We start from the raw sequence: 13,649 nt of genomic DNA, 5'->3' as shown, positions 1-13,649 counted from the left end.
AGTTCGCCGCCGCCGGGGCGTTGCGGGCCGGCCGCCCAAGATGCAGGGCCGCGCGAGCGAACTTACGATCGAATTCAACAGACCAGGCCTACGCCTCGGTCTCCCCGACGGGGGGAGGCGCATGTCCTTGCTGTCAGCACGTCGGCTGATGGCGGCCCAGATCGCCCTCGTCACGGGTGCCACCATCCTGTACATGACCGTCCCGGCGGCGGCTCCCGCCCTCTGGGCCGTCATCGGGCTCTCCGGCGTCGTCGCCGTGGTGACCGGCATCCGTGTCCACCGGCCCACCCACCAGTGGCCGTGGTGGTTCCTGGCCGGCGGGCTGCTCACCTTCATCGCGGGCGACACGTACTACAACGTGATGGAGGAGTACTTCGGCGCCTCCAACCCCTTCCCCTCCCCCGCCGACGCCTGCTATCTCGCCACCTACCCGCTCTTCGCGATCGGACTGTCGGGGCTCGTCCGGCACCGGTGGGCCGACCGCGACCTGCCGAGCCTGCTCGACGCGCTGATCATCACCGCGGGCCTCGCGCTGCCGGTGTGGGTGTACCTGGTGCAGCCGCTGACGGTGGTGCAAGGACTGACCTGGCAGCAGCGCGCCATCAGCATCGCCTACCCCCTCGGCGACGTGCTCGTACTGGCCCTGCTGGCCCGGCTGCTGACCCCGAGTCCGCTCGACGGTCCCAACCGAGCCGTGCGGCTGCTGGTCGTGGGCACGGTGACCCTGCTCGGCTTCGACATCGCGTACGGGATCCTGCAGCTGAACAACCTGTGGCAGACCGGCACCCTGCTGGACCTCGGCTGGATCGCCTTCTACACCGCCTGGGGCCTGGCCGCCCTGCACCCCTCGATGGTCGCGCTGACCGCGTCCGTGCCGCAGCGGGAGTCCCTGCTGCCGCCGCCGCGGCGGCTGGTCGTGCTCACCGTGGCCACGTTCATCGCGCCGGCGATCCTGCTGTACGAGGGGCTGAGCAAGCAGACCCGGGACGCCGCCGTGATCGCGGCCTTCTCCAGCGTGCTGTTCCTGCTGGTGATCCTGCGGCTGGCGGGGATGGTGGTGGCCCATCGCCATGCGGTGACGCGAGAGCTCGCGCTGCGCGGGGCCGCCGCCTCGCTGGTGTCGGCCTTCCGGCAGGAGGAAGTCGACCAGTCCTGCCGTGCGGCGGTCGATCTGCTGATGGGGCCGGACGTAGCGCACCGGACCCTGCTGCTGCCGACGGAGCGCGCGGCCGACCTCGGCGCGCGCGGCTCTTACCTGGTGAGCCCGGCCGCCCTCGAACCCGGCATCGCCGCAGAACTGGACGGCCTGCCCTCCGTCCTGGTCTGCCCCATGACCCAGCCCGACCGTCCGACCGGGACCGCCCCGGGAGTCCTGCTGGTCGCCGCCCCCGAACAGCAGCTCACCGAGACCTGGGGCTCACTGGAGATCCTGGCGTCGCACGCGGGCCTGGCCATGGAACGGGTCACGCTGCGCCAGGAGGTCGTGCGGCGGGAGAACGAGGCGTACTTCCGCACCCTCGTCCGCAACGCCTCCGACGTCATCCTGATCCTCGAGGACGACGACACGATCCGCTACGCCAGCCCGTCCGCTCGGTCCGTCTTCGGCACCGACAACCTCATCGGCATGCCGCTGCCGTACCTGGTGGATCCCGGGGACCGGGAGCGGGCCGCCCGGGAACTGGCCGCCGTACGGGAGCGCGGAGCGCGGGCCGGACACGACCACTGGTGGGTGCGGCGCCAGGACGGCCGGGTCGAGGTGGAGGTGCGGTGCAGCGACTTCCGGGACGAGCGGACCGTCTCCGGCCTGGTGGTGACGCTGCGGGACGTGACCGAGCAGCGGCGGCTGGAACAGGAGCTGACACAGCGGGCCTTCCACGACCCGCTGACCGGCCTGCCCAACCGCATGCTGCTGCTGGAACGCATCGAGCGTGCCCTGCTGCGCGGCCGCCGCGAGTCGTCCCTGACCTGTCTGCTCTTCATCGACCTGGACGACTTCAAACTGGTCAACGACACGATGGGGCACCGGGCGGGCGACCAGCTGCTGATCACCGTCGGCAACCGGCTGTCCCGGACGCTGCGACGCACCGACACCGCGGCGCGGCTCGGCGGCGACGAGTTCGCCGTCCTGATGGAGGACGCCAAGCAGCCGCTCGACGCCGAGCTGCTGGCGGCCCAGGTGATCCAGACGCTGAGCCGGCCGTTCGATCTCGACGACGAGTCGGTGACGGTGTCCGCCAGTGTGGGCGTGGCCACCGCGCGCGACAGTACGGACGCCGAGGACCTGCTGGGCCACGCCGACCTGGCGCTGTACGCGGCGAAGGCGGCGGGCAAGCGTCAGTGGCGCCGCTACCGGCCGCTGCTGCGCAGCCGCATGGTCGAGCGGCACGACCTCCAGTCCCAGCTGGCCCAGGCGGTCGCCGACAAGTCGTTCGCGCTGCGTTATCAGCCCGTCGTGGACATCGCCGGAGGCGAGGTCGTCGGGTTCGAGGCCCTGGTCCGCTGGCCGCAGGAGCAGCAGCCGACCATCACCCCCGACCAGTTCATCAGCCTGGCCGAGGAGACCGGGCAGATCGCCCCGCTGGGCTCGTGGGTGCTTCAGAACGCGGTCAGCGACATCGCGGACCTGCAACGGCTGCCGGGTCCCGCCCGGCCGCCGTACGTCAGTGTGAACGTCTCCGCGCGTCAGTTCCGCGACGCCGGCTTCGTCGAGCAGGTCGGCCAGGCGCTGACCACCCCCGGGCTGGAGCCCGGGTCCTTGCAGCTGGAGCTGACCGAGACGGTGCTGCTGCACCGAGACGACCGCCTTCAGACGGTGCTGCACACGCTGAAGGAACTCGGGGTGCACATCGCGGTCGACGACTTCGGCACCGGCTTCTCCTCGCTGCGCTATCTGCGGGACTTCCCCATCGACGTGCTGAAGATCGACAAATCGTTCATCGACGACATCGCCCGCGACGCCCAGCAGGTCGCCCTGGTCGAGGGCATCGTGCGGATCGCCGACACCCTGGGCCTCCAGGTCATCGCGGAGGGCATCGAGGACACCGCGCAGCGGGACCTGCTGGCCGGGATGGGCTGCCGGTTCGGGCAGGGCTACCTCTTCGCCCAGCCCATGACCGTGGAGCAGAGCGCGCACGTGCTGCGCGAGCCGAGCACCCGCCCCTTCGCGCCGCCCCGGCCGCGGCGGCCGCTTCTCGACGGCGCCCGGGGACGCCGGGAGGCACGCTGGGCCGACCTGGAGCATCTGCGGCGCACCAGCCCGATGAGTGACGCGGTCCTCGACGAGGTGCGCGGCCGGCACATCCGCAGCGGCGACCACTGGCTGATCGACTTCGCGTCCTGCAACTACCTGGGCTTCGACTGGGACCCGGAGATCATGGAGGCCGTCGATCCCGCGGTACGCGAGTGGGGCACGCACCCCAGCTGGTCGCGGCTGCTGGGCAGTCCGCGGCTGTACCCCGACATCGAGGAGCGGCTCGCCGCGCTGCTGGGCGCGCCGGACACGCTGCTGCTGCCGACCTTGACGCTGGTGCACTCCTCGGTGATTCCGGCGCTGGCCGAGGACGGGCACGTCTTCGTGGAGGCGACCGCGCACCGGACCGTCTACGACGGCTGCGTGGTGGCGCGCGCACAGGGCGCGACCCTGCACCGCTTCCATGCCGAGCGGCTCGACGAGCTGCGCGCCCTGCTGGCCGGGGTGCCGCCGGGCACGCCCCGGCTGGTGTGCCTGGACGGTGTCAACAGCATGAGCGGCAACATCCCCGACCTGCCCGCGCTGGCCGCGGTGTGCCGGGCCGAAGGAGCGACGCTGTACGTCGACGACGCGCACGGCTTCGGCGTGATCGGGGAACGCGGGCCGGACGAGTCCTGCCCGTACGGCATGCGCGGCAACTGCGTGGTGCGGCACACCGGGGAGTCGTACGACGGGATCGTGCTCGTGGCCGGTTTCTCCAAGGCGTACTCGTCGCTGCTCGCGTTCCTGGCGCTGCCGCCGGAGCTCAAGAACCGCCTCAAGACCGCCGCGGCCCCCTATCTCTACTCGGGACCGTCCCCGACGGCGTCGCTGGCCACCGCGCTGGCCGGGCTGGACGTCAACGAGCGGCGGGGCGACGTCATCCGGGCCGACCTGTACCGCAAGACGGTCCGGGTGCTCGATCACCTGGAGAGACTCGGGGTGAACACCCTCAACACGGACCGGCTGCCCATCGTGGAGGTTCCGCTGGCCAATCCCGCGGATCTGGACGCGGTCGCCGCCTACCTGTGGGAGGAGGGCATCTATGTGACGCTCGCCGCCTATCCGCTCGTGCCGCGCGACCGGGTCGGCTTCCGCATCCAGATCACGGCGCTCAACTCGGACCACGACATCGACCGCCTCAACGGGACCCTGACCCGGCTGTCCGAGCGTTTCCCCCTGCGGCTGAAGGGCTAGAGGGCCATGACGACGCACAACGACGACGTGGACTGGGACCGCTGGCCGGTCGCCGACTACCTCCGCGAGAACTACCGCGAGGTGCACCCCGCGGACGCGGCGGTCATCGCGCACCACAGCGCCTTCTACCGTCGCTTCCGGCCCGGCGCCGTCGCCCGCTCGGTGGAGTTCGGGGCTGGGCCCAACCTCTACCCGCTGATCCTCGCGTCCGCCGTGAGCCGCCGGATCGACGCCGTGGAGGCGGGCGCGAGCAACGTCGCCTACCTCCAGGACCAGATCTGCCACCGCCTCGACACGAGCTGGCTCCCCTTCCACGCGCTGTGCCGGCGGCTCAACCCCGATGTGCCGGCGACCCTGGCCGGGGCGCTGGCGCATGTGAACGTCGTGCACGCCGACGTCCGGACCCTGCCGGCCGGCTCGTACGAACTCGCCTCCATGCACTTCGTCGCCGAGGGCGCGACGGAGGACTTCGCCGAGTTCGCCGACTTCTGCCGCACGTTCGTCCGCACCGTCGAGCCGGGCGGCCACGTGATCGCCGCGTTCATGGAGAACATGCCGACGTACCGCATCGGGCCGGCGTCCCGCTGGCCCGGCTGCCCGGTGAGTCCGGCCACCGTGACCGAGGTCTTCACCCCGCTGACCCGCGACCTGGACGTCACCCACATCGACCCGGACCCGACCCTGCCGGACTACGGCGATTCCGGGATGGTGCTGCTGACGGGGGTGGCGGAGGCGGTCTGAGGGCACCTCCTCCGGAGCATTACGACTCCACCGAGGACCACCGCGACACCCTGGGCACCGGCAGCTGGATGGTGTTGCCGGAGACCACACCGGGTGAACCGGCCGCCGGACCCTCCGCTCCGGAACCGGCGTACGCGGGCACGGTCAGGACCATCGCGCCCGAGGCGGCGGCGACGGCGATCACACCGTTTCGGGTAACCCGTTTCATAGGTTCCCTGCCGTCCCGCGACGCGGCCGTGCAGGACAAGGCACTCCTCCCCCCGCCCGCTCGTGCGCAGGCGCGGCTTCCGGTGCCCGCTTATGGTGGGCGAGGGCGCCGGTCCCGGTCCGCTGTGGGGCGCCCCTGGAGGCATCGATGCTGGCCAAGCTGTCCACGCGCCCCTCGATGAGGCGCTGCGCACTCCCCTGTGCGGCCGGGCTGGCCCTGCTGGGTGCGGGGCTGCCGGCCGCGGACGAGCCCGCGCCGGACCTGGCGCGTTTCTACGGCCAGAAGGTCACGTGGTCGGCATGCGAGGGCGAGGACATGCCGAAGGACCTCCAGTGCGGCAAGGTCACCGTCCCCCTCGACTACGCCCGGCCCGGGAAAGAGACCCTCGATCTCGCCCTGGCCCGTTACCGGGCCACGGGAAAGCCCCGGGGCTCGGTGCTGCTGAACTTCGGCGGTCCGGGCGGTCAGGGCGTGGGCCAGCTCGCCCTGGCCGGCAAGGACTTCATGGGCCTGACGAACGGCTACGACGTGGTCGGCTTCGACCCCCGGGGCGTCGGCCGCTCCTCGCCGGTCAGCTGCGGCAACGCCCCGGACGACCCCCTGGACGGGGCGGACGGCGACACGGTCCTGGCCGACCCGCAGGCCGCACTCGAAAAGCTGCGCGACGCGGCGGCCGAGTGCACCGAGCACTCGGGCCCCGTCCTGCGCCACATCGGCACGGTGAACGCCGCCCGCGACCTGGACGTCATTCGCGACTCGCTCGGCGACGACAAGCTCAACTACCTGGGCTTCTCCTACGGCAGCCGGCTCGGCGCGGTGTACGCGGCCCAGTTCCCCGGCAAGGTCGGCCGGATGGTGCTGGACGGCGTCGACACGCTCACCGAGCCGCTGTCCGAGCAGGGCGTGGTGACCGCACAGGGACAGCAGACCGCGCTGGAGAACTTCCTCGCCTGGTGCACGCAGGACATCGCCTGCCCGTTCGGGCAGAACCCGCGGGAGGCCAGGGAGCACGTCGTCAAGGTGGTCGAGTCGCTCGACCGGGATCCGGTGCCGACCGACTTCGGCGAGGCGTTCTCAGGCCAGGACTTCGCGGGCGCGCTCGCGCAGGGGCTGTTCAGCAGGGAGCTGTGGCCCTCGCTGGAGCGGGCCGTCGCGCAACTGCTCGAGGACGGCGACACCAGCCGTATGGAGGCCTTCGCGTCCGGGGGCGTCGCCCACCCGCCGTGGCGGGCGGCGCACGGCGGGCTCACCGACCCGCAGGACGTGCCCCTGGACAACCTGCCGGCGGCGCTGATGGCCGTGAACTGCGCGGACGATCCCGACCGCCCGGCCGCCGAGCAGATCGGCAGGGACCTCGGCCGGCTGCGCGCCCGGTACGAGCGGGCGTCGCCGGTCTTCGGCCGGTACCGGCTCACCCAGGTGCTGATGTGCTACGGCCGCCCCAAGGGCACCGACTTCATCCGTGACGAGGTCAAGGACCTCGACACCCCGCGGATGCTGCTCGTCGGCACCCGGGGCGACCCGGCCACGCCGTACCGCTGGACGGTGGAGACGGCCGAGCGGCTCGGCTCGTCGGCCGTGGTGCTCGACAACCGGGGCGAGGGCCACACGGGCTACGGCTCCTCCACCTGTGTGCACCGCAAGGTCGACGCGTTCCTGCTGTACGGCACGCTCCCGCCGGACGGCAGCTCCTGCGGCTCCGAGAACGACACCGGGTGAGCCGGTGCGGCCACGGATCCCCCGGTCAGCGGAGTGAGACCTCCGGCGCGTAGAGGTCCCGCCACATCGCCAGGTCGAGGGCCCGCTCCAGGCCCCGGCGTGCGGCCTGGCTGCTCACGGGCGTGTCGCGGTGCGCGGCCTGCCGGAGCCGCTCGGGGTCGACGAGGTCGAAGACCGGGTGGTCCGGCCGCGCCAGCAGGTCCTTCGCCTGGTTGCGCAGGGCCACCGCGTACTTCGGGTCCTGCGTGGACGGGTAGGGGCTCTTGACCCGGTCGTACACGGACCGGGGGATGAGGTCTGCGGTCGCCTCCCTGAGCAGGCTCTTCTCCCGGCCGTCGAAGGACTTCAGCGCCCAGGGCGCGTTGTAGACGTACTCGACGAGCCGGTGGTCGCAGAACGGCACCCGGACCTCCAGGCCGACGGCCATGCTGGCGCGGTCCTTGCGGTCGAGCAGGATCCGTACGAACCGGGTCAGGTGCAGGTGGCTGATCTGCCGCATCCGGAACTCGAAGTCGCTCTCGCCGTCGAGGCGCCGGACGCCGGCGACGGCGGAGCGGTAGCTGTCGGCGACGTACGACTCCAGGTCGAGGGCCTTGACCAGTTCCGGGCGCAGGACGTCGGCGTCGTCGCCGAAGTGCCGGCCGAGGCTCACCAGCCAGGGGAAGGTGTCGGCCCGGCGGGCCTCCTCGTCGAAGAACTGCTGGTAGCCGCCGAAGACCTCGTCGGCGGACTCGCCGGACAGGGCCACCGTGGACCGTTCCCGGATGGCCCGGAAGAGCAGGTAGAGCGAGGCGTCCATGTCGCCGAGACCGGCCGGCAGGTCACGGGCCCTGATCACCTTCTCCCGCACGCCGGGGTCGGCGAGGGCGTCCGCGTCCAGCACGATGTCCTGGTGGTCGGTGCCGGCGTCCCGGGCCACGTCGTGCACGAAGGGTGTGTCGGGGGTGGCGCGCAGGTCGTCGGCGACGAAGTTGTCGGCCTGACCCGCGAAGTCGACGGCGAAGCTGCGGACCCGCTCGCCGTGCTCGGCGAGCTGCCGGGCGGCGAGGGCCGTCATGGCGGAGGAGTCGAGGCCGCCAGAGAGCAGGGTGCAGCGGGGCACGTCGGCGACGAGCTGGCGGCGCACGATGTCGTCGAGGAGTGAGCGGACGGTGGCGACGGTGGTGTCGCGGTCGTCGGTGTGGGGGCGGGTCCGCAGCTCCCAGTAGGTGCGGTGGCGCACGCCCGTGCGGTCGACGGTGACGACGGTGCCGGGCTCGACCTCGCGCATGCCCTCCCACACGGCGTGTCCCGGGGTCTTGACCATGGTGAACAGCTCGCGCAGGCCGTCGAGGCCGACGCGTCGGCGGGCCAGCGGGTTGGCGAGGATCGCCTTGGGCTCGGAGCCGAACAGGACGCCGTCGGGAGTGGGGTGGTAGTAGAGGGGCTTGATGCCCATGCGGTCGCGGATCAGCAGGAGCCGGCCGGTGCGGCCGTCCCAGACGGCGAAGGCGTACATGCCGTTGAGGCGCTCGGCGACGGCGTCGCCCCATTCGAGGTAGCCCCGCAGGACGACCTCGGTGTCGGAGTCGGTGGTGAAGCGGTGGCCCCGGGCGGCGAGCTCGCCGCGCAGTTCGGTGAAGTTGTAGGCCTCGCCCGAGTAGACGAGGGCGACGGTGCCGTGCGGGGTGGCGGCTGTCATGGGCTGGCGGCCGCCGGGCAGGTCGATGATCGCGAGCCTGCGGTGTCCGAGGGCGGCGGGTCCCTCGGTCCAGACGCCGCGGTCGTCCGGGCCGCGGCAGGCCATCGTCTCGGTCATCGCGTCCAGGGTCGCCGTCTCGGCACTCAGCTCGCGGTCGAAGGAGACCCAGCCGGTGATGCCGCACATACACGTACCTCCCGCAAATCAGTTGTATTGGCCATCTAGATTTCGAGCGTGTTACGCCCGCGGCCCGAGGTCAACTCGCCCGCGGCGCGAGCGGCCCCGGTCACCCCTCAGATCCAGCCGCACTTTGCACGCGCGATATCCGCGGACCCGCCGCACAACGGGAGACCCCCGCCGGAAATCGGCCAGCGGCAAAGATTTCCCCAACTCCCCGACGGCGACGCCCCGGCTGGTGGATGCGGATTGCCCCGAATGCCCTAAGGGTGAATCCGCTCTATCGTTCTGTCATGGAGCACGTTCTGAGTCCCGCGACCCTTGCCGAGCTGCGGCGCCCGCGCCCGTACCCCGCGGTCTCCGTGCTGACGCCGACCCACCGGCGCGATCCCCACAAGGCCCAGGACCAGGTCCGGCTGCGCAATGCGGTGGCCGAGGCCAAGCGACAGCTGGAGGCAGATCCGGCGGTCGGCCGCGAACGGCGGGCCGAGGTCGCCCACCACCTCGACCAGGCCCTGTCCGAGGTCGATCTGACCCACGCCGAGGACGGTCTGGCGATCTTCGCCGCCTCCGGTGAGCACCAGGTGTGGTCGCTCGCCCGGTCCGTGCCCGAACGCGTGGTGCTCTCGGACACCTTCCTCACCCGCAACCTCGTCTCCGCCCAGACAGCGGAGCGGCCGTTCTGGGTGCTGTCCCTCTCCGCCGACCGCGCGACCCTGTGGAACGGCGGCCTCGACCGCGTCGTCGAGCAACGCGCCGACGGCTTCCCGCTGACCCGCCGCGTGGAGAACTTCGACCCGGAACGGCAGGAACGGATCGGCGACCTGCCGAGCGCCTTCCGGGAGGAGCGCACGCGCCAGTTCCTGCGCGAGACCGACACCGCGATGAGCACCGTCCTGCGCGAGCACCCGCGACCGCTGTACGTCACCGGCCCGCCGGCCGCCCTCGCCCTGCTGGACGAGGTCGGCAGCGTCACCAAGGGGGCGGTGCACGTCCCGCACGGCGGCCTCGCGCACGGGACGCCCGACTCCGTGTGGCAGGCCGTCCGGCCGGTGATCGAGGCGGAGGCCCGCAGGGACACGGACGCGGTGGCCCGCGCTCTCGAAACGGCCCGTGGGCGCCGGGAGTTCGCCGCCGGTGTCGACGAGCTCTGGCAGAGTGCCCGGGACGGGCGCGTCCGGCTGCTGGCCGTCGAGGAGAACTACCGTGTGACGGTCAGCGACGCCGGGGACCATCTGGTCCTCGCCGAGGATGCCGGCACCGGGTCCCGCGAGGACATCGTGGACGAGATCGTCGAACAGTGCCTGGAGACCGGAGCCGACGTCCGCTTCGTCCCGGACGGCGCCCTGGGTGAGGCGGAGGGCATCGCCGGCGTCCTGCGGTACTGAAGTCCTCGAACACAGAGCCGTCGAACACACGCGGCAACCGGGCCGCGGCGTCCCGACGGGTCGTCAAACTCCCTGTGTAATCTACGACTTGATCCTCCGGAGGGCGTACTCCGCACCTACCTCGGAGTAACTCCGTGAGACTGTGGCATATGCCAGAAGCACCACCGTATCGTGTGTCGCCGAATCCCTTACAGGGCGTGGCGGGCTGTGCGACAGTCGTAACCGGTCCCTCCGTCCGCCTTGGTCGTACCGTCCCCGCATCGGAGTGCGTCATGCCGTCCCACCTCTCCGCGGACCGCCCAGCCGCCCAGCCGCCCGGACGCGGGTCGGTCGACGCGCTGATCTCGCAGACGCGGCGGCTCAAGGGCGACGTGGACGCCGTGCGGCGCGACACCGAGGGAGCGGAATCGGACCACCCCCGGGGACGCTGGCAGCGCGCCCTGTACGACCTGGCCCTGCACCAGCTCAACGACCTCGACGAGCACCTGGCCCAGCTGCGGGACGGACCCCTGCCCCCAGCGGCCCCGGAACCCGCCGCGCCCGCACCCGGTTCACTGCTCAGCCGGGTCGGCAGCGCCGAGTGGAACCTGCTGACGGACGAGGCCAGTTGGTCCGGGGAGCTGTACCGGATCCTGGGCCGCGACCCCGCCGCTCCCCCGCTCACCCTCGACGAGCTGCCGGCCCTGGTGCTCGACGAGGACCGGCCGAAGCTGACGGCGATGGTCACGAACTGCCTCGTCGACGCCCGCCCCATCGACGGCGAGTTCCGCATCGCGCGCCAGGGCGGCGACGTACGGACCGTGCACATGATGGGCGAACCGGTGCTCGACGCCGACGGCAGCACCGCCTCGATGTGGGCCGTGCTGCGGGACGTCAGTGAACTGCGCCGCAGCCAGCGGGTGGTGAGCGAGACCCGTGACTCGCTCACCGACCGGCAGCGGGACGAGCGGACCGAACAGCGGCTCGCGGCCGAGTTGCAGGAGGCCGTGCTGCCCCCGTGGCTCGGCTCCCTGCGGCTCCCGCACCGGGGTCCCGAGGCCCTCGACCTCGCGGCTCGGCGTCTGCCGGCGTCCACGCACACGCTGATCGGCGGTGACTGGTACGACGCACTCGAACTGGCCGACGGCGAGACGCTCCTCAGCGTCGGCGACCTCACCGGACACGGCGTCGGTGTCACGTCGAACATGACGATGCTGCTCGGCGCCGTTCGCGGCATGGCGATGGCCGGCGCCCCGCCCGGCCGGCTGATGGGCTGGCTGAACCAGTTACTCGACGCCACCGTGCAGCCGGCCCTCGGCAGCGCCGTCTGCTGCCGCTACCGCCCCGCGACCCGCACCCTGGTCTGGGCGCAGGCCGGACACCCCGCCCCGCTGCTGTTCCGCGACGGGACGGGGCGCGTGCTGAACGCACCCGACGGCGTCCTGCTCGGCGCCACCACGGGCGCCGCCTACGGGCAGGCCGAGGAGACCCTTCAGGTGGGCGACCTGCTGCTCCTGCACACCGACGGGCTGGTACCCGGGCACACCGGAACGGCGGCCGCGAACCTCCTCCTCGACTTGGCGCCGCGGCTGGCCGGGACCTCCGGCGCAGAGGACTGTCTGCGGACGGTGGTCCAGGAGTTCGGCGAGGGCGAGCGCGCGGACAACGCCTGCGTGCTCGTCGCCAGGGTCACGTCGTAGGAAACTCAGGCCCGTGCGTGGTTGCCGCCCCTGCCCTTCGTCTTCGGCAGGGCGAGCTCGATCTCCTCCCGCAGCTGTTGGATCTTCGGATAACCGGAGTACTGGGCGGTGAGCCGGTACATCTGGCGCAGCCGGTCCCAGGTGCGGTGGGAGGAGTTGGAGCCCATCGACACCAGCGCCAGTCGCGCGTACCGGTCGGCCTGTTCGGGGTCGTCCGCGATGAAACACGCCGAGGCCATGGACAGATAGTCGAAGATCTTCGACCGCTGCCGGCCGTCGACCCGCAGGGCGAGCGCCTTCTCCGCGTAGTGCTGGGCATGCGCGGCCGCGCCCGGCTCGAACTCGGCGAGCGTGCGGTAGGCCAGGGCCTGCATGCCGTAGAGGTCCTCCTCCTTGAAGGTCTGCATCCAGTCCGGCGGTGGTACGTCGGCCTTGTCGGAGACGAACAGGTCCTCGGCCTGCCCCAGCGTGCGGCGCATGGCCTGGCCCTTGCCCATGGAGGCCTGTGCCCAGGCCTCGATGGTGCAGAGCATCGCCCGGGTACGGGGCAGCACCTCGTCGCCTGAGCCGGACGTGGCGAGCTTCATCAGGTCCAGGGCCTCGTCCGGCTCGCCCAGGTGGACCATCTGGCGGGCCGCGCGGGAGAGTGCCTCGCCCGCGCGGGGCCGGTCCCCGCCCTCTCTGGCCGCGTGCGCGGCGATGACGAAGTACTTCTGGGCCGTGGGCTCCAGGCCGACGTCGTGCGACATCCAGCCCGCGAGGACGGCCAGGTTGGCGGCGACGCCCCACAGGCGCCGCTGGAGATGGGGTGGGTGACGGTAGGCGAGCATGCCGCCCACCTCGTTGAGCTGGCCCACCACGGCCTTGCGCTGGAGCCCGCCGCCGCGGGCCGCGTCCCAGGCGCGGAACACCTCGACCGAGCGCTCCAGTTCCTCGATCTCCTGCGACCCGATGGGGGCGGCCTCGTAACGGTCGAACCCAGCGGGGTCGGCGTGCAGGGGATGGTCGAGGTCGGGAGCGTCGGCAGCCAGGGCCGGGTCGGTGTGCAGCCAGTCGTACATGGCGCTGCTGAGTGCGGATCCCGCGGCGAGCGCGGCGCCCGCGCCCACCAAGCCGCGTCGGTTGAGCATGAGGTCCATTCCCGTGAATTCGGTGAGGACCGCGGCGGTCCGCTCGGGCGCCCACGGCACTCCGTCGGGAGACTCCGCACTCCCGCCGCCCTGCCGCTTCCCCGTACGCCCGTGCCGGACCAGACCGAGGTCCTCGATGGTCACGACACGGCCGAGACGCTCGGTGAACAGAGCCGCCAGCACCCGCGGCACGGGATCGCGCGGGATCTCTCCCATGTCGATCCACCGCCGCACCCGGGAGGTGTCGGTCGCCAGCTGGGGGTGGCCCATGGCCGCCGCCTTCCGGTTGACCAGCCTCGCGAGTTCGCCCTTGGACCAGCCGGCCAGGCCGAACAGGTCCGCGAGCCGGGTGTTGGGTTGTCCGCCCACGTCAAGCCCCCAGGTTCTCGGCTGAGTTGACAGTAGCCCGGGGAGACTTGCCGGGCGACTATTCGCCAGGGTTCGCCAGGGTGCGCCAGATGGTGTGCCACTGGTCATCGGGTGTCAGGTAGGAACGCGCC

The 13,649-nt window shown here is 71.9% G+C and carries 8 protein-coding genes; 5 read left to right on the top strand and 3 right to left on the bottom strand.

The features are described 5' to 3' along the window. Positions 1 to 121: 121 nt before the first annotated feature. Both ACFZDA_RS35685 and ACFZDA_RS35680 read left to right on the top strand, forming a co-directional pair. Positions 122 to 4,426 carry an aminotransferase class I/II-fold pyridoxal phosphate-dependent enzyme gene (locus tag ACFZDA_RS35685; RefSeq protein ID WP_391089682.1) on the top strand — a complete coding sequence of 1,435 codons (4,305 nt, stop codon included), beginning with the start codon at positions 122 to 124 and terminating at the stop codon, positions 4,424 to 4,426. A gap of 6 nt (positions 4,427 to 4,432) precedes the next feature. Then, positions 4,433 to 5,167 carry a class I SAM-dependent methyltransferase gene (locus ACFZDA_RS35680; RefSeq protein WP_391089680.1) on the top strand — a complete coding sequence of 245 codons (735 nt, stop codon included), beginning with the start codon at positions 4,433 to 4,435 and terminating at the stop codon, positions 5,165 to 5,167. Positions 5,168 to 5,186: 19 nt separating this feature from the next. On the opposite strand, the gene ACFZDA_RS35675 is transcribed toward ACFZDA_RS35680, so the two are convergent. Beyond that, complete coding sequence (locus tag ACFZDA_RS35675; RefSeq protein ID WP_391089678.1) at positions 5,187 to 5,351, bottom strand: chaplin family protein; 165 nt, start codon at positions 5,349 to 5,351, stop codon at positions 5,187 to 5,189. Positions 5,352 to 5,522: 171 nt separating this feature from the next. Between ACFZDA_RS35675 and ACFZDA_RS35670 the strand changes: the two genes are divergently transcribed. Next, positions 5,523 to 7,094 carry an alpha/beta fold hydrolase gene (locus tag ACFZDA_RS35670; protein WP_391089676.1) on the top strand — a complete coding sequence of 524 codons (1,572 nt, stop codon included), beginning with the start codon at positions 5,523 to 5,525 and terminating at the stop codon, positions 7,092 to 7,094. 25 nt (positions 7,095 to 7,119) lie between these two features. On the opposite strand, the gene asnB is transcribed toward ACFZDA_RS35670, so the two are convergent. Continuing rightward, entirely contained in the window at positions 7,120 to 8,961 is a 1,842-nt protein-coding gene (gene asnB, locus ACFZDA_RS35665) for an asparagine synthase (glutamine-hydrolyzing) (RefSeq protein WP_391089674.1), read from the bottom strand. Positions 8,962 to 9,245: 284 nt separating this feature from the next. On the opposite strand from asnB, the gene ACFZDA_RS35660 reads away from it, so the two are divergent. Continuing rightward, positions 9,246 to 10,340, top strand: coding sequence for a chemotaxis protein (locus ACFZDA_RS35660; protein ID WP_391089672.1), 1,095 nt, complete (start codon positions 9,246 to 9,248; stop codon positions 10,338 to 10,340). A gap of 272 nt (positions 10,341 to 10,612) precedes the next feature. Continuing rightward, the gene (locus ACFZDA_RS35655; protein WP_391089670.1) at positions 10,613 to 12,019 is read left to right on the top strand and encodes a SpoIIE family protein phosphatase; all 1,407 of its coding nucleotides are present in this window, start codon (positions 10,613 to 10,615) and stop codon (positions 12,017 to 12,019) included. Between the two features lie 5 nt (positions 12,020 to 12,024). On the opposite strand, the gene ACFZDA_RS35650 is transcribed toward ACFZDA_RS35655, so the two are convergent. Then, complete coding sequence (locus tag ACFZDA_RS35650; RefSeq protein WP_391089668.1) at positions 12,025 to 13,518, bottom strand: hypothetical protein; 1,494 nt, start codon at positions 13,516 to 13,518, stop codon at positions 12,025 to 12,027. Between the last annotated feature and the right edge of the window lie 131 nt (positions 13,519 to 13,649).

It is taken from the genome of Streptomyces sp. NPDC007991 (genome assembly GCF_042958445.1).
Taxonomy (GTDB): Bacteria; Actinomycetota; Actinomycetes; order Streptomycetales; family Streptomycetaceae; genus Streptomyces.
The sequence above is the reverse complement of the archived record's forward strand: the minus strand, read 5'-3'. Positions and strand labels throughout refer to the sequence as shown.

What these genes read in the sequence shown, in the direction of transcription:
- ACFZDA_RS35655 (WP_391089670.1), top strand. Translation starts at nt 10,613, where the DNA reads ATGCCGTCCCACCTCTCCGCGGACCGCCCAGCCGCCCAGCCGCCCGGA.
- ACFZDA_RS35685 (WP_391089682.1), top strand. Translation starts at nt 122, where the DNA reads ATGTCCTTGCTGTCAGCACGTCGGCTGATGGCGGCCCAGATCGCCCTC.
- ACFZDA_RS35660 (WP_391089672.1), top strand. Translation starts at nt 9,246, where the DNA reads ATGGAGCACGTTCTGAGTCCCGCGACCCTTGCCGAGCTGCGGCGCCCG.
- ACFZDA_RS35680 (WP_391089680.1), top strand. Translation starts at nt 4,433, where the DNA reads ATGACGACGCACAACGACGACGTGGACTGGGACCGCTGGCCGGTCGCC.
- ACFZDA_RS35670 (WP_391089676.1), top strand. Translation starts at nt 5,523, where the DNA reads ATGCTGGCCAAGCTGTCCACGCGCCCCTCGATGAGGCGCTGCGCACTC.
- asnB (WP_391089674.1), bottom strand. Translation starts at nt 8,961, where the DNA reads ATGTGCGGCATCACCGGCTGGGTCTCCTTCGACCGCGAGCTGAGTGCC.